We start from the raw sequence: 19,416 nt of genomic DNA, 5'->3' as shown, positions 1-19,416 counted from the left end.
TTCTCCTGTTTCTTCATTACCGCATGCAAGCATGCACAAACTTTATTGGGACATCCATGCGCTTTGCCGTCTGTTCCGGTCTCATGCCGCTTTCCAGGAAGCGGCGGCAGACGGATTTCATGTTTTCCCCCACCTCGATGATATGGCGGTCGGGATCGTAAAAACGCACCACCCGCTGTCCCCAGGAATGTTCCTTCACCGGATGCACATATTCGACGCCGCATTCCTCCAGCCGCTCTGCAAATTGATCGAACTCATCTTCTTCAAAATAAATTTCCGTATCGTTACCGCCAAAGGAAATTTTGTCCGTGCCAATGAACTCCCGGTATGTTTCCAATGTCTGCAAAACCAGGCCTCCGGTCAGCGTCTTGTTGGCTCCAAAATCCATGATGATGCGGAGTCCAAGGACTTTTTTATAGAAGGCCGCCGACTGGTCGATGTCGGATACAACGAGAAGGGGATTTTTAAGTTTCATGTCAGAGGTTCCTTTCCGGTTTTTTGTGTATCTTCATCATACCCTTTCTTTTTCTTTATGTAAAGTGTATTTCCGGTTTGTTTCCGCCGCCATGGTTCAGGTTTTCTGTTTCCCTCGCTTGATTTTCAGAGACTTCTGTTTTAATATGGGATTATGAAGCAGCAGAAAGGAAGTGTTTATATGCCGCTGCCTCCAGACTGTTCTTTTACCTCGGAAGACTACTGGAACCTCCCGGAGGGCCGGAAAGCCGAGCTTATTGACGGCCAGTTCTACGATATGGCCCCGCCGAACCGGAGCCACCAGGAATTGGTTGCCCAGATTGTAAAAACCATTGCCAATTATATTGATTCTCATGGAAAAAGCTGTAAGGTTTATCCTGCCCCCTTTGCCGTCAATCTGGACGCAAAGGACAAAAACTGGGTAGAACCGGATATCTCCGTCATCTGCGACAAAAAGAAGCTGACGGATCGCGGCTGTTTGGGCGCGCCGGATCTTATCGTTGAAATCACTTCTCCAAGTACGCAGGGGCATGATTATTTAAAAAAGCTGTGGCTTTACGAACGGTCTCACGTCCGGGAATACTGGATCGTAAATCCCTCCGCCAAAAGCGTCACGGTTTATGATTTTCAGCATGAAGATGCCTTCGGGGCTTCGTTTGATGATGAAATTCCGGTGTCCATCTATGGCGGGGAGCTGAAAATCTGTATCGCAGACTTATTGAATTAGGCGGCGGCACGAAGTCCTGTATTGTTTTATGGTCAACAAATAGGAAATCCTCAGAATCATAACCAACAAGGGAAGAAATGAGATTAGAATTAAATATAGATAAATATGCTTGGTGGATAGACTATAAAATAATCCAAAATGTATGAACTGCGGGATTCATCCAATATGCTACGGTAGAAAATACCCTAGTTCATATTATAATCCTGAATCTTGTAAAAGAGCACGGGAGTTAAATGCTGGAATAATAAAAGCAATGTATTAGGGGGCTCTATGAAATATAGCAAAAAAATTAGAAATGGTTTTTGTTTATGTTTAATTGTTATATGTATTGGAAGTTTATTTGGAATTAGAGAGTATATTCAATATATAAATGTAGAGACCATATCCATGAATGATGCCCTTGCTGACTATGACTACATGTGGGAGGTTCTGGAAGAAAATTATCCGTTCTTAAAGATGGCAGAGAGGAAATATGGGTTATCCATGGACGCTTTGAAGACAACGTATCGGAGGAAGATAGAAACACTTGGAAAAAAGCGTGTGGACTTTTGTGTTTATTACGAAATTATACAAGAGTGCATTGGGAAATTCAGAGGACTGGCTCATTTGACGATCTACTCGCCATTTACTTATCAGGATAGGGTTGCGCAGCTAGAAGCTCAAAAGCAGGCAAATACTTTTGATCATTCATCACAGAAGTTATTGCAGATTTACAATGATTCGATTGTTAAGAAAAGATATCAATACTTGATAGATAAGTATGATGTAAAAACAAAAACGTTAAGCCCAGTGGAAAAATCAAATTTAGAATTTCGAAATATCAATGAGAATGTTGCTTATGTTAAAATTCGGAGTTTTGATACTAGATATATACTGAATGATCGAAATACACTGTTGGAATGGTTCAGTGAAAATTCTGATAAGAAATATATTATTATCGATATTATTGGCAACGGCGGCGGGAGTGATAATTATTGGATGCAGTCGATTGTCGCTCCCAATATTGACAAGGAGTTAAAATATACATTCTATTATCTCACGTCATATGGTAAGGAAGCAAAAGAACATCTAAATCTAAATAATATTCTTCCGGAGGAATTAAATCCTAATTTAGAGGATCTTTTAAAATTGCCTCAAATCAATCAGGAGGATCTTTCGGAAGTAGATTCCTATGGTACATTATCAGTAGCTGTATCGCCACTTTATAGAAAAAAAATATGTGGCGGACAGTTCTTCTTACTTGTAGATAACGAAGTATATTCTTCGGCAGATGCATTTGCAATGTTCTGTAAGGCCACTGGCTTTGCAACTATCGTAGGTGAAAACACCAAAGGTGACGGTGGCGGAAGCGAGATTTTTCGAATGAAGCTGCCTAAAAGCGGCTTAATTATGCAATTTCGTACAATGCATGGGCTGAATCCTGACGGCAGCAGTAATGTCGAGTTTGGCACCTCCCCGGATGTAGTCTATTCTGGAAATCCAGACACCAAGAGGATATCTATTTTAGCCTGTTGTCTTAATTATATCAAATCGATTGATGAGTGAACATATTTTTAATCTTTAGCTGCAAAGCTAATGTACCTATCGAGCAAAAAACGAATCATTATGAAAGAACCCCAGTTCTACGATATGGCCCCGCCGAACCGGATCCACCAGGAGCTGGTTGCCCAGATTGTAAGTCCTGAAGATATGTGCCGGGAAAGCCCGTCTGATGGAAGGCGGGCAGGCTTTCCTGCGTAAGGCATTCCATAAAATTTTTTATATATCCAGGTACCACACCATCTGAATTTCATCTTTAATATCAGCGTCTAAATAATATGCATACATATCTACTTTAGACAAGAAAGCTCCCTGCTTTTGCTTGTGAAAACGGCTCCTGTCTATGCAAGAACGCCCGAAAGTCTGCAAATCCTTCCGGGCGTTCTCTGAAACCATCTTCGTATTATCAATGAAATGCGGATGAAGGGACTTGAACCCCCACGGTTGCCCGCCAGCTCCTAAGGCTGGTGCGTCTGCCAATTCCGCCACATCCGCATGTGCCGCAGCACGAAACACAGTATAACATCCCGACGAAACAGTTGTCAATAAGCTGGCGCGAATTTCATGACGGATCGGTTCCTTAAATTGAAATCATGATTTCCGGTTCGGCTTTCTTTTCACAGCCAGCAGCTTCATATAATCGTCAAATTCGGCCGTGCTGTCCGGTTCAAACATGACCCACTTTCCGTCATGATAGATTTTCGCTTCATCATACCGCCTGCAAACAGACTCGGAAAGAGTCTCCCTTATATCTTCAAATTTTGCTCTCTCCTCTTTTCCAAAAATAATCATGAAGCCAATGCAGCGGCTTTTCGCATAGAGGCAGCAAAGCGTCTTTCCGCCCCTGCGGTATTTGTACTCGTAAGTCCAGTTCTTACCGCCTGTGTTCCATAAACGCTCCATTTCGTATTTTTCATCAATGGCCGCACAGAGCTTCTGCCAAACGTCAAACAAGGACTGCCCGAGCAGTTCTGTCATGGCTGATTGAGATGGTGCTGTTTCGAGCATTGGGGTTCCCTCCTTGATTTCAGTATAAAAATTATACTGCCCTTATTACACCTGCTTCAAACAAGGTTTCAAACGTATTGACTGCTCCTCCATGTTCCACAATTAAGCCGTCCGCCACCTTGTCAATATTAACGCCTGTAAACACCAATCGTTTGCCGGTTGGTTTTATTCCAATCCACTCCCCTTCATGTGTACCTTCCATGATAAATTCTGAAATGACATAATCCCCAGCGCAGAACTGTTTGAGAATCTTCATTCTATAATCGGGATATGTCTGCTTCGTCGCCTTTATGTGTTCTTTCATACCGTCGATGCCGGCTGGAATCTGCTTTTCTCCTATTTTTACACAGCATTCCGGCGATACGAACTCTGACATCCTCTCAATTTGATTTTCTGATACGATTGTTTCATAGAAATATTTTATTCTCTCTGCTGGTTTCATCTTTCACTCTCCCATTCACACCCCGCTCTTCTCCTGCAAAATATCCACAATCGTCTTTTCCGTCCCTTCCATGCCCGGCGACGCGATCTCGCCCATATGGCGCATGGTCGCTTCCGGCGTCCTGCCGTTGATCCCGTGAACCGGCTCGATGCTGATGCCGTGCATGGCGAAATCCGCCGACTGGAATGCCGCGTCCACGGCCACGATCCCCTTCATGGTGCAGCCCTGGTTCCCGCCGTCACAGATCATGCCGGTGATGCTGCTGGCCATGTTGTTGATGACCCGCTCCATCTCTTTTATCCCGCCGCCGTAAAGGTATATAAGCCCGCAGGCCATGCCGGTGCCGGCCGCAATCCCGCAGCCGCAGAACGCCGACAGCTTCCCGGAATACTCCTTAATATACATGCAGACAAGATAGCTGATGGCTGTGGCACGCCAGAGCTTCTCCTCGCTCAAGCCCCTGTGCTTTGCGACACCGTAGAGCGGCATGGTCGCAATGATGCCATGGGCGCCGGAACCGGTGATGCTCATGGCCGGGAAATCCAGGCCAATGACGCGCGCCTCAATGGCGGCGTTGCAGAGAAGCGATGCCGTTTTCTGTTCATCCTCCGAAATGATCTGGCCGCCGTTCTTTTCCAAAAGATACCTGGCATACGTCGTCCGCGGGTTCTCAAGCCCCTCTTTAAACAGGCGGTAATTCATCTCATATGCCTCGCTGATAAAGGAAATCTCCGCCGCCGGAACCGTATCCGCATAGGAAACCATCTGCTCTAACGTATAAGAATGGATGAGCGGCGGCGCACTCTCTTCTTCGCCGCTTTCCTCACTGCCCGAAAAGACGGTCTCGCCGTTTACCTGGATCCGGACGATGTTTGTATGGGAACCGCGGATCGTCACAACGGCTTCCCCGTTCTCCGACGTCACCTTTGCCTCAATAAAAATGCGGCTTGAAATCCCGCTCATGGAAACCTTGATTTTCCCTGCCGCAACAAGTTCCTCTGCGGCGGCGTTGTCGGCCTCCGTTACCTCTGCCAGGCATTCCAATCCCATTTCCGGCTTTCCTGCAAGAAGTCCCAGGGCAGCCGCGTACTCATTTCCCATAAAACTGTTGTTGGGGATTCCGCAGGTATATGCATTTTTATACATTCCGCTGTTTAACCTTAGCTCCACGCCGGTGACCGCTCCCTTTACATAGGTTCTGGCCTTCGATACGGCAAAGGCGATGGCTCCCGGCTCCGTAACGCCAAGGGCCGGCCGCATGTCCTCACGAATCAGTCTTGTCAGTTCTTCCATGATCTCCCTCCGTTTATTCCAGGCCGTTTACGGCCTCCTCAAGCTGTTCCATGGCTTTCTTTAACACACTCCGCGGACAGGCCGCATTGAGCCGCATGAACCCGGACAGGCTCCTTGTAAAGCTGGAGCCGGGGTTTAAGCCAAGCTTTGCCTTCTTTATCATGAACTCCTTAAGCGCCGCATCGTCAAGCCCCAGTTCCCGGCAGTCCAGCCATACAAGGTACGTGGCGTCCGGCATGGACGGGCGGATCTTCGGAATGCGGTTCTTGCAGTAATCTGCAATAAAATCAAAATTCCCGGACACATAATCGAGCATCTGCTCCAGCCACTCCTCGCCCTCACGAAAGGCAGCTTCCATGGCGACAGAGCTGAAGGCATTGTTCCTGTGGATATCCAGGGAACCCCAGTACCTGTCAAAAATATCCTTCATTTCCCGGTTGGGAAACACTGTGGCGGACGCCTGAAGCCCCGCCAGATTAAAGGTCTTTGTAGCCGAGAGACAGGTAATCACGCGGTTTTCGGCCCCTGGAAGCGCCATGGCCGCCGGGATGTGCTTTTTCCCGTGGAAAATCAGGTCGGAATGGATCTCATCAGACACCACCAGGACGCCGTTTTCAAAGCAGATTGAGAGCATCCGCCCCAGCTCCGCCTTCGTCCAGACCTTTCCCAGGGGATTGTGGGGATTGCATAAAATAAACATTTTCGTCAGCGGGTCTTTCGCCTTCTCCTCGAAGTCCTCAAAGTCGATCTCCCATCTGCCGTCCCTTTCGATCATGTTGTTTTCCGCAACACGGCGGCCGCTTAACTCGTTCACGTCGTAAAATTCCGGGTAAACCGGCGGCTGGATCATGATCTTATCATGCTCGCCCGTAAACAGACGCACAATAGCCGTAAGCGCCGGCACCACGCCGAGGCTCCAGCTAAAAAACGCCGTATCCGGCCGCCAGCCGTTCCGCTTCTCCTGCCAGTCGGCATACGCCTTAAAATAGCTTTCCGGCCGGGACGTATAGCCCCAGATTCCCTCCTCGGCCTTCTTTACGCAGGCGTCGATAATAGGCTGCGCCGTCTTAAAATCCATGTCTGCAATCCAGAGCGGAATCACATCGTCTGTGCCAAAATTTTTTACCCGCTCGTCATACTTTGCCGACCGGTTTTTGCTTCTGTCCACGATCTCGTCAAAATCATATTTCATGCTGTCGGTTCTCCCTTCTTTGATAATTCCATCCTAGCTTTTGAAACACCGGGCGTCAAGTGGAGATTTCACATTTTTTCCTTTTCCTTCCGCGCCTTCTGATGTAAAATAGAAGAAAGAATCGAAAAATCGAAAGGCGGCATCCGTACCTATGATAATCAATCTGGAAACACAGCTCGACTCCCTCTTCTCCCCCTGGAAAAAAGACTTCTGTCCCGGCCTTCAGGTTCTCATCCGGCATCATGGCCGCGATGTGTATGAAAAATGCTTTGGCCTGGCAAATATGGAATACAGGATCCTGGTCACACCGGAAACGATTTTCCATGTGGCCTCCATCTCCAAGCAGTTCACGGTGCTTGCTGCGCTGCTTCTCTGGAAGGAAGGCCGGTTGGGACTTGACGATGACATCCGCATGTATGCCGGCGATCTTATCTCCCTTTCGGAGCCTGTGACGGTGCGCCAGCTCATGAACAATGTGAGCGGGCTCAGGGATCAGTGGGAGCTTCTTTTCATGCGCGGCATCAAAATCAACGATGCCATAAGTCTGGACGACATCAATACCGCCATAAAGCTCCAGAAACACTTAAATTTCCCGCCCCAGAGCGCCTACCTTTACAGCAATACCGGCTTTCATCTTCTGGCGCTGATTGTGGAGCGGCTTTCCGGCCTCCCGTTCCCGGAATTTGCGAAAACACGGATTTTTGAGCCACTCGGCATGCCCCGTACCCATGTCCGCAAAAGCTATGGGGAAATCATTCCGAACCTGGCCTACTCCTATCAGGACGAGGGGAACGGAACCTATTACTACAATCCCCTCAACTACTCCCTCTACGGCCCCACGTCGGTAAATACCTGCGCCAGGGACTTAAGCCGGATGTTAGACGAATATATCCGTCCGAACCACATCGACCCGGACATTCTCTCTGTCATGAAAACGCCGGCCATCCTTTCCGACGGCACGAAGGCCCAATACTGCGGCGGCCTCATGACTCATGAGCTTCACGGCTTGACCGTTTATGAACACGGCGGCGCCGATGCCGCCTACCGCGGCCATGTGTACTGCATCCCAGAGGAAGAGCTTACCGTCATCCTTTTAAGCGGCACCACATCGCGCCTCATGTCCAAGACGGCGGAAAAAGCCGCCTGCATGGTGTTGGGGCTTCCCGATGTCACGGAGCCGGCCATTCCCCAGGGCCAATTTGGAGCGCCCCGGGCGGGTGTTTTCCTGACTGCAAAGCCCGACGCCCCGCAGCTTGTAAAAATTGCAGAGCAAGACGGAACCTTTTACATGGAGCGGGAATACGGCCGCACAGAGCTTGCGCCCGATATTTCCGGCGGCTGGCGCGTTGGTTCTCTGGATGAAATCCTCTTTTTTGAAAAAGAGCAGATTTTTTATCGTCTCCCGTCCCAGGTACTCACACTCAGAAAGGCGGCGCCCGCACCCAACGGCCGCCTGGTTCCCGGAACCTACCGTGATGAGGAATCTGCCATGGAGTTTTCCATTTCGCAGACCGGAAATGGCTGTGAAATTTTCATGCTGCGATACGGGAGCACACCCGTTTACGAGACGGCGGACGGAAGTGCGGCCTTTTCCTACGGCCCAGACTTTTCCATGTATGTGCGGCAGGACGGCGATGAGCTGGTGCTTGACGGCGACCGGGTGAGACGGGTGAGGTGCAGGAGAATTAGATAAATCACATAGAAAACCAAAATGGAAGGAGAATATCAAAATGACCTACGACAACAACCTGTTCATGGAACACCTGAAAGGAATGATCCGGATTCCGACCGTATCAAGCGCGGATCCGGACAAGATGGACGTGGAGGCGTTTTTAAAGCTTCACGACTATCTCAAAGAGACTTACCCGCTGGTACACCAGAAGATGACGCGGGAGGTCATCGGAAAGGCCGGCCTTTTATACACCTGGAAGGGAAATGGGAAAAGTGACAAGCTCCCGTTGATGATGACGGCCCATCAGGACGTGGTTCCGGAGGGCGACTGGGGCATGTGGAAATATCCGCCATTCTCCGGGGAAATCGCGGAGGGCTTCGTCTGGGGCAGAGGCAGCACCGATTCCAAATGCAATATCCAGGCTTACATGGATGCTCTGGAGCTTCTGATCGCAGACGGCTTTGAGCCGGAATACGACTTATATTTCGGCTTCGGATATAACGAGGAAATCATGGGCGGCCCGGAGCCGGCGGCACAGCTCATTGCCGACGTTCTCCGCGAACGGAATGTGAAGCTTGGCTGCCTGATCGACGAGTGCGGCGGAATCCAGAAAACCGCAGACGGAGAACAGTACGCCTTCATCTATACCTGCGAGAAAGGCTATGCGGATTTTGAATTCTCGAAAACCGACGGCGGCGGACATTCCGCAGTCCCGCCCAAACACAGCGCTCTCGGAAGAATCGGTGAGGTGGCCTGCATCCTGGAGGCGAATCCCATGAAGCCGCGTCTCACCGATGTGGCTGTAAAGCAGCTTGAGGCAACCGTGCCCTTTATGAAGGACGAGCGCCTGAAAGAACTCTGCAAAGATGTTCGGAAAAACTGGGACGAGCTTTGCCCGCTCTTAGCCGGAAACCAGAGCTACAACGCAATGATCCGGACGACGACGGCTGTCACCATGGCCGGCGGAAGCGCCCAGGCAAACGTCCTGCCGGAGCGTGCATGGCTGGTGGCAAATAATCGCCTTCTGCCGGGAGAGACGCTGGAAGATCTCATGGCCCATTATAAAGAAATCCTGCCGGAGGACATCGACGTCCGCCTGGTAAAAGGGAACAATCCGCCTGCCGTGCAGTCTACCGATACTTATGCCTACAAGCTGATTTCGTCCATCATTGACGACAAATATCCGGGAATCACCATGATTCCTAGCATGCTGTACGGCGGAACCGATTCCAGATATTACTGCGATTTATGCCCGACGAACAGCGTTTACCGGTTCACCGGTCTGGCATGGGATCCCAGGTGGGACGGCGTTTCCCACAAAGTCAACGAGCGGATCCCCAGTGATGTGCTGGAAAGCAATGTGGACTTTTATGTGAGACTGTTCAGGCAGTATGGGAAATAATATGGGAAAAGGCCGTAAGGCAAGCTTGCATGTGTATGACATCCCCTGTTAAATGTATCTTGCAAACGATATTTACATATGCTATAATGCCAGTAGGCTAAAAGACAGTGTCTGCTCAATGATGAGCGGCAAACGAAGACCCCGGTGTTCCAGCACCGGGGTCTTCTATTCCCATTTGCGGGGCGGCAGGGCTTAAAGCCGCAGGCTCGTTACCGGCTACCTATCGCCGTCGAACCATTTGTTGATGAGGTGGCTAACCACACCAGCCGCAATGACGCAACATCAGATTCTAAAATTCCCGCTTCACATTCCACGCACATTTCCCAGATATTAAATAGACAAACCCACAAAAAAATTGTATAATCAAATCACAACTAAAATTAAGATTGGGAGGGGTTTTTATGGACAGAACAGAACAATTAAAAGCCATGGTGGACAACTGCCGCGACCTGATTTTAAAGACAGAGCGCGACATCTGGGCGCACCCGGAGACTGGCTACACGGAGTGGAAAACCTGTGCGTACATGGAAAAGATCTTTGAGGATCTCGGCTATGAGTTGGTAAAGGCCGGCGACATCCCCGGCTTCTACACGGATCTCGACACAGGAAAGCCTGGCCCCAAGATTGCAATCCTCGGCGAGCTGGATTCCCTGATCTGTGCGAACCACCCGGATGCGGATCCCGAGACGAAAGCCGTCCATGCCTGCGGCCACAACGCACAGTCTGCGACATTGGCCGGCATCGCCGCTGCCTTAAAGCAGCCGGGCGCTTTAGACGGCCTCTGCGGCTCCATCCGCCTGATGTCCGTTCCGGCCGAGGAGTTAATCCAGCTTGGCTTCCGTGAAGAGCTCCGCAAAAAAGGAACGCTTCACTACTACGGCGGCAAGGTAGAGTTCATCTACCGCGGCTATTTTGACGGCGTCGACATCTCCATGATGATCCACACCGGCCACATGGACGAGGGCAAATACCTGACCATCAACCCGGGCTGCAACGGCTGTGTCGTAAAGAACCTGACCTTCCAGGGAGTCGCTTCCCACGCCGGCGGCGCTCCGGAAGACGGCGTAAACGCCCTGTATGCGGCCACGACGGCCATGAACGCTGCAAACGCCCTGCGTGAGACCTTTAAGGACAACGAGCACATCCGCTTCCATCCGATCATCACCGAAGGCGGAGCTGCCGTAAACGCAATCCCGGAGAGGACAAAGGTGGAGACGTATGTCCGCGGCGCTTCCTTTGACGCCATCTGCGAATACAACAAGAAGATCAACCGTGCCATGGCCGGCTCTGCCGCTGCCATCGGCGGAAATGTCCTGATCGAAGACCGTCACGGCTACTTCCCGCTCAACAATGACCCGAACTTAAATGACCTGGCAAAAGAGGCCATGGAAGCTGTCGGCGGCCCGGACTGCGTCGTCGTCACGGATCACTGGGATACGGGCAGCACGGACATGGGCGATGTGTCCGCCATCATGCCGGCCGTCCATCCGTACGGAGCCGGTGCCATCGGCGTCGCCCACGGAAAGGACTACTATATCACCGATCCTGACCGCGCCTGCATCGCACCGGCCAAATGCCTTCTCATCATGGCTGACCGTCTTCTCTCCAACGACGCAGCCCTTGCAAAGAAGGTCATCGCCGAGAGCCATCCGAGATTCTCTTCCAAGGAAGAGTACCTGGAGGCCATCGCAGGCCTGACCATGACAAAGCAGGCTGTCAAGTACAACGAGGACGGCACAGTGATGCTGGATACGGTGAATAACTAAAACAGAGGACTCAGGGGGGCGCTGTCTGGCAGCGTCCCCTCTTTGTTCTTCGACTGCGCCAACATAAAGGAGATGAACCATGAACTTTAAACCTTTCCATGACCTCTCCATCTCTGCCCTGGGCTTCGGCTCCCTGCGGCTTCCGCTTGAAGAGGGAAGCAAGACGCGGATCGACCGTTCCAGGGCCCAACGCGTCCTGGACTGCGCGCTCGCGGCCGGAATCAATTATATCGACACGGCCTACACCTACAATCAGGGCGACTCCGAGTGCTTTCTGGGAGAGGCCTTAAAGCGCCATCCGCGAAACAGCTATCTCCTTGCGACCAAATTCTATGCCGCGGCGTCCCGCGACATCCGGGCCGTTTTTGAAGAACAGCTACGCCGCTGCCAGACGGACTATTTTGATTTTTACCTCCTGCACAGCCTGGATGAAAATTATATCCAGGACTACATGGATCCGAACCTGGATTATATCGGCTTTCTGAAGGAACAGAAGCGGCTGGGGCGCATCCGCTATCTGGGTTTTTCCTCCCATGCACAGCCGGACACCCTGGAGAAATTCTTAAACTGGTACGACGGCTTTGACATGGCGCAGATCCAGCTCAACTACCTGGACTGGGATCTTCTGAACGCCAGGCGCCAGTATGAAATCCTCATGGAGCATCAGATTCCCGTCTGGGTCATGGAGCCGTTAAAAGGCGGGAACCTCGTCACCCTGAACCAGGAGGCGGCCGGGATTTTACGCTCCTTCCGCCCTGAGTTCAGCCTGCCGGAATGGAGCTTCCGCTTTCTCATGGGCCTTTCCGGCGTCCAGACGGTCTTAAGCGGCATGAGTACCGAAAAAGATGTGGAAGAAAACGTGCGGATTTTCTCTGAGGGCTCGCCTTTAACAGACGAGGAAGCCGCCGTGTTAAAAAAGGCCGCTGACGCCTACGTGCGCCGGATGGGTATCCCCTGTTCCGCCTGCCGCTACTGCTGTTCCGTCTGTCCGGCCGGGCTTGATATCCCCGCCCTAATCCGAAGCTATAACGAATTTTGCATCAGCGGCGAGACCTGGAAGGTCTCCGGCATCCGCTCCCTCACTGGCGGGCCGGACAAATGCATCGGATGTGAACGCTGTATGCGGCGCTGTCCGCAGAAAATCGCCATTCCCGAGGTCATGAAGGCCTTTTCGGCGGCACTGAAATAGCGGCAGTACCGCTCTTTTCCATGAAAACGGGGGGCTCCGTTTTTCAGGAAGCCCCCGCCTTTTTATCTCTTCTTTATTTCAAATACTCCGCCGCGAACCGCACAAACGTCGCCGCCCCGGCGAAAATCGCCTCTTCATCAAAGACAATCCCCGAATTATGGAGCGGAAGCCTCGTGGCCGGGTTCTCGTTGGACGTTCCGATCCGGAACATGGCTCCCGGCACAAGCTCCAGATATCTTGCAAAATCCTCGGAGCCCATGGACGGCGTCTCCAGAGTCAGCACCTTGTCTGCGCCAAGCTCCGCCGCGGCTGCCCGCTCGAGCTGTTCCGTCACGCCGTAATCACAGACTACGGCCGGCACGCCTTTTTTATATTCCACCTCGCAGGAAGCCCCGAGGGCCAGCGCCCCGTGTTCGGCGACGGTGCGGATTTTCTCTTCCATTAACGCCCGCGTCTCATGAGTCACGGTGCGGACAGTGCCTTCCATGACAACCTCGTCGGGAATGACGTTGGCCGCCGTTCCCGCCGTAAATTTGCCCATGGTGAGTACGGCCGAATCAAGCGGTGCCACAGACCGGGAAATGATAGTCTGAAGCTCTGTCAGGATATAGGCGGCCGCCGTGATCGGGTCGATACTCTTGTGGGGATGTGCCCCATGGCCGCCGCGGCCGCGCACGGTGATTTTCACCGAGTCGGACGAGGCCATGAACGGGCCTTTTCTCACGCCCACGGTGCCGCCGGGAAGATCCGGCCAGCAGTGAAGGCCGACGGCAATCTCCGGCTGGTACTTCTTAAACAGCCCGGAATCAATCACCGTCTGCGAGCCGCCAAGCTTTTCCTCTGCCGGCTGGAACAGGAAGATAATCCTGCCGTGAAGCTGCTCCCGCATTTCGCTGAGGATCCTGGCCGCCAGAAGAAGCGCCGTCGTGTGGATGTCGTGGCCGCAGCTATGGCAGGCGCCGGGATTTTCCGACGCGAACGGCAGCCCGGACTTCTCCTCCATAGGCAGGGCGTCCATGTCTGCGCGCAGCAAAATGGTTTTCCCAGGCGCCGCGCCCTCGAGGATGGCGGCAGCACCGGTAGGGAGCTCCACATCAGCAAGGCCGATGCCGTATTTTGCAAGCGTTTCCTTTACAAGTGCCGTCGTGTGAAACTCTTCCATGGAAAGCTCCGGATGGCGGTGGATTTCCCGCCGGATTGCAAGAGCGTCCTCACGGTAGTTTTCTATCTTCTGCCAGATTGCATCCATTTACGCAGCCACTCCTTTCTTTACAGTTCTTCCGAGGAAAACAGCGCCGATAATCAGGAATGCCGCCAGAAAACCGGCTGTTCCCCAGGTCACAACGGCCGGAGCCGTCAGCATCAGGAGCGGCCCAACGGTGTTATAAGGCTGCTGCCAGAAGGAACCAAGGGTACAGGAGCCGGAAACGCTCTCCGCCGCCAGGGTATCGCCGTTGGGATCGAGAACCTTGATTAAGAGAAGTCCCGTCGCAAGGCTTCCGGTACACTGGCCGTAGGTACCCATTGCCACCTCGAACCAGTCCTCGCCGTACCACTTCTTGCTGAGAATGATGCACATAAACGCCGTAACAACACAGACAATTACCGACGTTACCAGAATCGGAACCAGATAGCTTGCCAGGACGCTTAACTGGATGGTCGCCACGTTGGAGGCGATGACGTATTCCAGGGCTGCGCCGGAGATGGCCTTCATGCTGCCGCGGTCGATGTACTGGTTGTATTTCGTCTTGCTGAGGCCGATGCCTACGATGGCGCCGATGATTAAGCACATGGTGTAAAGCTGGATGTTGCTCCAAAACGGCAGCACCTTGATGATCGCCTCCCGCAGAACATGGGACACGGCAATGATGGTGCCTACAATGGCAAGCTGGAACGCCATCGGGTCAAGAACCGAGGAGTTTGCAATGGTCATGGCCATGGGCTTTCTGTCTTCCTTCGGGATGATGCCGGTCATATCCTTTTTCTCCAGATAATTCCCGCTCATCTTTCTCTTGGAATAGCCCTTTTTCGCGCCCCAGTTGATGATCCACATGCCGCCGATAACGGCCGCGAACATGCCGACCGTCGCATAGGTCAGCGCAATACCGCTGGCTTCCGCCCAGCCTTCCGTCTGGAATACGCCGCCCATGATACCTGCGGAGCCATGGCCGCCGTAGAAGCCGGAAACGGGTAAAAGTCCCATCTCATAGGGGACGCCGCTCATAACCATTCCCAGGACAAAGGCAACGGCAAGGCCAAGCAGTATCTGTGCCATGAAAACCGCACCGGTGATGCAGGTGGCCGCCGCCACGTCACGGCCGAACTTCGTGGACGCCGTGCCGAGGAACGACGTGGTGAAGACGAAAGCCAGAAGGAAATTCGTCCACTGGGAGATGCTGCCGCTGAAATTTAAGGAAACCGGTGAAAACTGTCCCAGCACCTGCGGGCCTAAAAGCAGGCCCAGGATTCCGGCGATCAGAGATGTCGGTATGTAGTATTTCTGGAAAAACGGTATCCGCTGGCGGATGAGAAACGCAATGAACATTAACGTACTGATCGACGCAATGTCCAGTAAAACTTCTGTCAGTGTCATGATGATTCCCCTTTCCGCCTTCTGTTAGAATTTCTGTTCGATGTAGGACACAATCCTGTCCACGCACTTTGTCACGATCTTTTCGCCTTTTTCCCTCGTCGCCACGGTCGCGTCTCCGATGGTTCCGTTGGGCGTCCTGTCAGAGAATTTTGCAAAGCCGATGAAATCGCTGAAGCCGTCGGCCGCTGCCGGCTCAATTCTCGTGAGTTCCTCCATGTCGACCAGCTCCGGATAGAGGTACAGCATGACGGACGTGCCGCACTCGCTGGCATGGCCGTGGGCCATCTGACCGGAGAACTGGAAGATGTCGCCGCTGTTTGCGTTGGCAAAGCGCCACCAGTCAATCTGAACCAGCTTAATGTCGCCGTGCTCGGCCAGATATTTCTTTCCAATGTAGTTTGCCGTATCTACGTTGCCTGCATGGCCGGTGATGAAGATAAAATTCTTGATGCCGTCTTTAATGAGCTTTCCCATGAGGAAATCCAGATAGTCCTCGAGGATCTTTCTCGGCATCGGGAAGGTGCAGGAAAATGCTGCCAGAGCCGAGGACTCGCCGCACTCGATGGTGGGGGCGATCATGGCGCCTGTCTTTTCCGCCACCAGTTCGGAGATTCTCTTTGCCACGATTAAATCACTTCCCATCGGGAGCTGCGGGCCGTAGATCTCGCATGCGCCTGTGGGGATGATGACGGTGGGGTTCTCCTGGATTCGTTTCAGATATTGCTTTCCGCTCATTTTTCTAATATAATTTGTCATATGCGGCCTCCTTTTTGTTTATAGCCACATTTTATCATTGTATTTTTACAAATGGAAATGAACAAAAAGTGTCACGCCATGCAAAAATGAACTGTCAATCCAAAAGAAGACGCCGTGCTTTTCGTCAAAACAGACAAAAGCGAGCGTCTTCTGACTGCTAAAAGGAGAGTTTCATGAACCTGGAAAATATCAAATATTTTATCAGCCTTGCGGAATGCTTAAACTTTACGAAAGCTGCCGAGAAAGAGCATATGACGCAGACTTCCATGTCACGCAAAATCAGCGGGCTCGAAGACGAGCTTGGGATCCGCCTCTTTTACCGCGACAACCATCAGGTAGTGCTCACCGACGCCGGACGGGAATTTTATGTCCAGGCGCTGAAACTCATTGACCTTTACAGCATGTCCGTGGAGTCTGCCCAGAACATCCACCACGGCTTCTTAAATGCCCTGAAAATCGGCGTCGGGATCTATGAGCATGAGCTCCTGACTTCCTTTCTCGGCCGCTACGTTTCTGCCTCCCCGTCGCTCCGCATAAGCTGTCACCAGTACGGCTACTATGAGCTTTTAAAGCGGTTCGAGCAGAATCTTTTAGACATCATCATCACCAGCGACCAGTTTCTCACAGACATGTCCTCCAGGGATCTGGACATCCGCCTGATCTATGATGAACCATGGCTTTTAGGCATCAATTCCAGCCATCCGCTGGCTGCGCTGGAGGCCATTCCGCCGGAAGAATTAAAAAAAGAGATGCTGATTACCATGTACGACGGCAGCATCTCCCAGATCATCGACCACTATAAGCCCGTCTTCCTGTTCCGCGACGTGATCCATGTCAATTCCTTTGAGACGAAGCTTCTGATGATTAACGCAAACCTGGGCGTCGGGCTGCTTCCGGCCTTTCTCTCTCCGCCGCGCTATGACAGTATGTGCATGAAGCCGCTCGCCGTTCCCTATAAGCCGAGGCGCTTCTACGCCCTGTGCCGGAAAAACGATCCCAACGTCTCCGTCCGCCACTTTTTTGACGCATTCACCGCTTATATGGAAGAAAACGGCCGCTAGGCGTGTCCGCCTTTCCGCACATATTTTCCTGCCGCCCCGAATATGCATGGATTAGAAAATAGAAACAAGCCATCAGAAAGCGAGGCGCAGACCATGTGTACTGCTATGACACTGCGAAACAGGCAGGGAGAAATCTTTTTCGGACGCACCATGGATTTTTCCTGGCCGCTGACACCGTCCCTTTACGTGGTTCCCCAGGGGAGCGTCTGGGACAACGCGCCGCGGACAGCCAGGATCCGCGACCGGTATTCGTTCCTGGGAATCGGTCAGGAACTGGCGCCCGCAGGCGGGGAGCAGGCCGGTGCTTCCGTGTTTTTTGCCGACGGCGTCAACGAGGCCGGGCTCGCCGCCGCGGCCCTCTATTTCCCCGGCTATGCGGAATTTGAAGCGGCGCCGGAGGAAAGCGCCCTTTCCATCGGCTCCTTAGACATGGTGCGCTTTCTTTTAGGAAGCTTCGCCTCTGTCTCCGAGGCCCGCAGCGTCCTGCCGTCCGTCCGCATTGTCGGCATCCGCGACAGCATCACCGGCACTATCTCCCCGCTTCACTGGTTCCTCTGCGACCGGAGCGGCGAAACGCTCGTCGTCGAGCGGACATCTGCCGGCCTTGGCCTTTATTTTAACCCGGCCGGCGTTCTCACGAACAGCCCGGATTTCCCGTGGCACATCACAAACCTAAGAAACTACATGAACGTGACTCCCGGACAGGCCGCCGGCGCTTCCTGGGACAATCTGGCTCTCACCCCCTTCGGGCAGGGAGCCGGCACCGATGGACTTCCCGGCGGATATGCCCCGCCTGCCCGCTTCGTCCGCACGGCCTTTGAGAGAAGCCACATCCTGCCGCCGGACGGGACGGAGGAGACGGTGACGGCAGGCTTTCACATTCTCTCCGGCGTCTCCATTCCGAAGGGCGTCGTCCTCACGGCGCGCGGTGAGCCGGACTACACCCAGTACACGGCCTTCATGAACACAAACACCGGGGAATATTTTTTCCGAACTTATGAAAACAGCGAAACCGTGTCCGTGAACCCGGCCTCCGGGGACGTGGCCGCCGCCAGGAATTACGGGAGAAAGGAAGCGATCTCCCTGGGCCGTCTCGTGCGGCCGGTTCGGTTCTGGAGCATATAAAAAAGTGTGCGCTCCGGCGCACACTCGCGCCGGAGCGCGGCTGCGCCAGCAGCCATATTCCTTTGCGCGAAGTGCGCATCCTCGCGGAGCGTTTTGTTTCATGGGACGCAATTTCCTATGAAATAAAAGTGCGGGCTGCCCGTTTGATTCCGGCAGCCCGCCCATATTCTTCTCTATTAGTATTCCACTTTCCACATATATCTTCTGTGATCCATCGAATGACCTCTCACCTCGGCCATCTGCGATACATAGTAGCGCTCTATCGGGATCAGCACCACCGGGTTAAAGAACTCCGCTACCTCTGCGTCAATCCGTCCCTTATTAAGCTCCTTAAAGTCAATCACGATATAGTTTTCCGCATACGTCTTTAAGAACTTTAAGCATCTCTCGTCCAGCGCTCTCGTCCGGCCTTCACTCATGATAAGCACCATCGGCAGCGCCTTGTCCGTCGTCTCAAACGGCCCATGGAAATACTCGCCTGTGTGCAGGCACACTGCGTGCTTCCACTGCATCTCCATGAAGTGACAGCAGCACATGGAATACGCCACGCCGTAGTTGGGGCCGGAAGCCAGCACGTAGAAAATCGGCTCGTCCTTTTCCTTCTCGGCCCATGCCTTCGCCTCAGCCAGGCAGTTCTCCTTGCCCTCGGCGATGATGGCGTCAATGTGGCTGTATGCCTCCATGGCCTTGTCATACTTCTCCCAACCCTCGATCTGGTGAAGGAGCTCGAAGCCGATCCGCAGGGAATTTGCCTGGTTGGAATCGCTGTACACCTGGTCGTCTCCGTTGGAGTAGGTCACAACATACTGGCCCACCTTTGCCATCCCTGTCTCCATGGAGCCGGTCATAGCGATGGTGATGGCGCCGGACTCATTTGCCACTTCGACGGCCCTTACGGTCTCCGGCGTCGCCTTTAAGGAACAGATTACTGCTATGCATCTCTCGTCCAGTTCCTTCGGGGTCGCATGGACGAACTCGTTGCTGGTATAGGTGGTGGCGCCGAAGGTCTTCGCCTCGCTCTGCAAGAGGTAGAGTCCCGGGAAGATGGCTGCCTTGGAGCCGCCGCATGCCACGAAATACACATGCTTTAAGCCGCCCTTTTTATCAAGCTTTTCCTTGATTTCTGCTACAATTTCTCTTACTGTCATAGTCATGATGAGTGTCCTCCTCAAATTTA

Annotated in this window: 17 protein-coding genes and 1 tRNA gene; 8 read left to right on the top strand and 10 right to left on the bottom strand. The window is 52.6% G+C overall.

Going from position 1 to position 19,416, the window contains the following annotated elements; translation table 11 throughout:
* Window positions 1-16: 16 nt before the first annotated feature.
* Window positions 17-475 (bottom strand): VOC family protein, encoded by a 459-nt coding sequence (locus KE531_10190; GenBank protein ID MBR9953974.1) that lies wholly within the window; start codon window positions 473-475, stop codon window positions 17-19.
* Window positions 476-655: 180 nt separating this feature from the next.
* Here KE531_10190 and KE531_10185 point away from each other — a divergent pair, with 180 nt between their 5' ends.
* Both KE531_10185 and KE531_10180 read left to right on the top strand, forming a co-directional pair.
* A complete protein-coding gene (locus KE531_10185; GenBank protein ID MBR9953973.1) occupies window positions 656-1,201 on the top strand; it encodes a Uma2 family endonuclease in 546 nt (181 codons plus the stop codon).
* Window positions 1,202-1,471: 270 nt separating this feature from the next.
* The gene (locus KE531_10180) at window positions 1,472-2,746 is read left to right on the top strand and encodes a hypothetical protein (protein ID MBR9953972.1); all 1,275 of its coding nucleotides are present in this window, start codon (window positions 1,472-1,474) and stop codon (window positions 2,744-2,746) included.
* 409 nt (window positions 2,747-3,155) lie between these two features.
* On the opposite strand, the gene KE531_10175 is transcribed toward KE531_10180, so the two are convergent.
* From KE531_10175 to KE531_10155, 5 genes are all read right to left on the bottom strand, one after another.
* Window positions 3,156-3,235, bottom strand: a tRNA-Leu gene (locus tag KE531_10175).
* Window positions 3,236-3,331: 96 nt separating this feature from the next.
* Complete coding sequence (locus KE531_10170; protein MBR9953971.1) at window positions 3,332-3,748, bottom strand: DUF3788 domain-containing protein; 417 nt, start codon at window positions 3,746-3,748, stop codon at window positions 3,332-3,334.
* 31 nt (window positions 3,749-3,779) lie between these two features.
* Window positions 3,780-4,190 (bottom strand): ester cyclase, encoded by a 411-nt coding sequence (locus KE531_10165; protein ID MBR9953970.1) that lies wholly within the window; start codon window positions 4,188-4,190, stop codon window positions 3,780-3,782.
* A 15-nt stretch (window positions 4,191-4,205) separates the two neighbouring features.
* Window positions 4,206-5,483 carry a serine dehydratase subunit alpha family protein gene (locus KE531_10160; GenBank protein ID MBR9953969.1) on the bottom strand — a complete coding sequence of 426 codons (1,278 nt, stop codon included), beginning with the start codon at window positions 5,481-5,483 and terminating at the stop codon, window positions 4,206-4,208.
* A 13-nt stretch (window positions 5,484-5,496) separates the two neighbouring features.
* Window positions 5,497-6,675 (bottom strand): pyridoxal phosphate-dependent aminotransferase, encoded by a 1,179-nt coding sequence (locus KE531_10155; GenBank protein ID MBR9953968.1) that lies wholly within the window; start codon window positions 6,673-6,675, stop codon window positions 5,497-5,499.
* A 151-nt stretch (window positions 6,676-6,826) separates the two neighbouring features.
* Between KE531_10155 and KE531_10150 the strand changes: the two genes are divergently transcribed.
* The 4 genes from KE531_10150 (at window position 6,827) to KE531_10135 (ending at window position 12,704) form a co-directional block, all read left to right on the top strand.
* On the top strand, window positions 6,827-8,368 hold the full coding sequence (locus KE531_10150) for a beta-lactamase family protein (GenBank protein ID MBR9953967.1): 1,542 nt from the start codon (window positions 6,827-6,829) through the stop codon (window positions 8,366-8,368).
* Window positions 8,369-8,405: 37 nt separating this feature from the next.
* Window positions 8,406-9,749, top strand: a complete 1,344-nt coding sequence (locus KE531_10145) for a M20/M25/M40 family metallo-hydrolase (protein ID MBR9953966.1) — start codon at window positions 8,406-8,408, stop codon at window positions 9,747-9,749.
* Window positions 9,750-10,150: 401 nt separating this feature from the next.
* Complete coding sequence (locus KE531_10140) at window positions 10,151-11,515, top strand: amidohydrolase (GenBank protein ID MBR9953965.1); 1,365 nt, start codon at window positions 10,151-10,153, stop codon at window positions 11,513-11,515.
* 79 nt (window positions 11,516-11,594) lie between these two features.
* Complete coding sequence (locus KE531_10135) at window positions 11,595-12,704, top strand: aldo/keto reductase (GenBank protein ID MBR9953964.1); 1,110 nt, start codon at window positions 11,595-11,597, stop codon at window positions 12,702-12,704.
* Between the two features lie 73 nt (window positions 12,705-12,777).
* Here the strand turns inward: KE531_10135 and KE531_10130 are convergent, their stop codons facing one another.
* From KE531_10130 to KE531_10120, 3 genes are read right to left on the bottom strand one after another with little or no spacing between them, the layout of a single operon-like run.
* On the bottom strand, window positions 12,778-13,953 hold the full coding sequence (locus KE531_10130) for an amidohydrolase (GenBank protein ID MBR9953963.1): 1,176 nt from the start codon (window positions 13,951-13,953) through the stop codon (window positions 12,778-12,780).
* Window positions 13,954-15,297, bottom strand: a complete 1,344-nt coding sequence (locus KE531_10125; GenBank protein ID MBR9953962.1) for a sodium:glutamate symporter — start codon at window positions 15,295-15,297, stop codon at window positions 13,954-13,956.
* Window positions 15,298-15,321: 24 nt separating this feature from the next.
* A complete protein-coding gene (locus KE531_10120) occupies window positions 15,322-16,053 on the bottom strand; it encodes a creatininase family protein (protein ID MBR9953961.1) in 732 nt (243 codons plus the stop codon).
* Window positions 16,054-16,226: 173 nt separating this feature from the next.
* On the opposite strand from KE531_10120, the gene KE531_10115 reads away from it, so the two are divergent.
* The gene (locus KE531_10115) at window positions 16,227-17,114 is read left to right on the top strand and encodes a LysR family transcriptional regulator (GenBank protein MBR9953960.1); all 888 of its coding nucleotides are present in this window, start codon (window positions 16,227-16,229) and stop codon (window positions 17,112-17,114) included.
* A gap of 93 nt (window positions 17,115-17,207) precedes the next feature.
* A complete protein-coding gene (locus tag KE531_10110) occupies window positions 17,208-18,239 on the top strand; it encodes a choloylglycine hydrolase family protein (protein MBR9953959.1) in 1,032 nt (343 codons plus the stop codon).
* A 176-nt stretch (window positions 18,240-18,415) separates the two neighbouring features.
* On the opposite strand, the gene KE531_10105 is transcribed toward KE531_10110, so the two are convergent.
* Entirely contained in the window at window positions 18,416-19,393 is a 978-nt protein-coding gene (locus KE531_10105; GenBank protein ID MBR9953958.1) for an SIS domain-containing protein, read from the bottom strand.
* Window positions 19,394-19,416: the final 23 nt, after the last annotated feature.

It is taken from the genome of Eubacteriaceae bacterium Marseille-Q4139 (genome assembly GCA_018223415.1).
GTDB lineage: Bacteria > Bacillota > Clostridia > Lachnospirales > Lachnospiraceae > CABSIM01.
The sequence above is the reverse complement of the archived record's forward strand: the minus strand, read 5'-3'. Positions and strand labels throughout refer to the sequence as shown.

Excerpts from the sequence above, each read along its gene's own strand:
- KE531_10130 (MBR9953963.1), bottom strand. The coding sequence starts at position 13,953 with ATGGATGCAATCTGGCAGAAGATAGAAAACTACCGTGAGGACGCTCTT.
- KE531_10190 (MBR9953974.1), bottom strand. The coding sequence starts at position 475 with ATGAAACTTAAAAATCCCCTTCTCGTTGTATCCGACATCGACCAGTCG.
- KE531_10145 (MBR9953966.1), top strand. The coding sequence starts at position 8,406 with ATGACCTACGACAACAACCTGTTCATGGAACACCTGAAAGGAATGATC.
- KE531_10110 (MBR9953959.1), top strand. The coding sequence starts at position 17,208 with ATGTGTACTGCTATGACACTGCGAAACAGGCAGGGAGAAATCTTTTTC.
- KE531_10120 (MBR9953961.1), bottom strand. The coding sequence starts at position 16,053 with ATGACAAATTATATTAGAAAAATGAGCGGAAAGCAATATCTGAAACGA.
- KE531_10105 (MBR9953958.1), bottom strand. The coding sequence starts at position 19,393 with ATGACTATGACAGTAAGAGAAATTGTAGCAGAAATCAAGGAAAAGCTT.
- KE531_10160 (MBR9953969.1), bottom strand. The coding sequence starts at position 5,483 with ATGGAAGAACTGACAAGACTGATTCGTGAGGACATGCGGCCGGCCCTT.
- KE531_10135 (MBR9953964.1), top strand. The coding sequence starts at position 11,595 with ATGAACTTTAAACCTTTCCATGACCTCTCCATCTCTGCCCTGGGCTTC.
- KE531_10185 (MBR9953973.1), top strand. The coding sequence starts at position 656 with ATGCCGCTGCCTCCAGACTGTTCTTTTACCTCGGAAGACTACTGGAAC.
- KE531_10165 (MBR9953970.1), bottom strand. The coding sequence starts at position 4,190 with ATGAAACCAGCAGAGAGAATAAAATATTTCTATGAAACAATCGTATCA.
- KE531_10170 (MBR9953971.1), bottom strand. The coding sequence starts at position 3,748 with ATGCTCGAAACAGCACCATCTCAATCAGCCATGACAGAACTGCTCGGG.
- KE531_10115 (MBR9953960.1), top strand. The coding sequence starts at position 16,227 with ATGAACCTGGAAAATATCAAATATTTTATCAGCCTTGCGGAATGCTTA.
- KE531_10180 (MBR9953972.1), top strand. The coding sequence starts at position 1,472 with ATGAAATATAGCAAAAAAATTAGAAATGGTTTTTGTTTATGTTTAATT.
- KE531_10155 (MBR9953968.1), bottom strand. The coding sequence starts at position 6,675 with ATGAAATATGATTTTGACGAGATCGTGGACAGAAGCAAAAACCGGTCG.
- KE531_10140 (MBR9953965.1), top strand. The coding sequence starts at position 10,151 with ATGGACAGAACAGAACAATTAAAAGCCATGGTGGACAACTGCCGCGAC.
- KE531_10125 (MBR9953962.1), bottom strand. The coding sequence starts at position 15,297 with ATGACACTGACAGAAGTTTTACTGGACATTGCGTCGATCAGTACGTTA.
- KE531_10150 (MBR9953967.1), top strand. The coding sequence starts at position 6,827 with ATGATAATCAATCTGGAAACACAGCTCGACTCCCTCTTCTCCCCCTGG.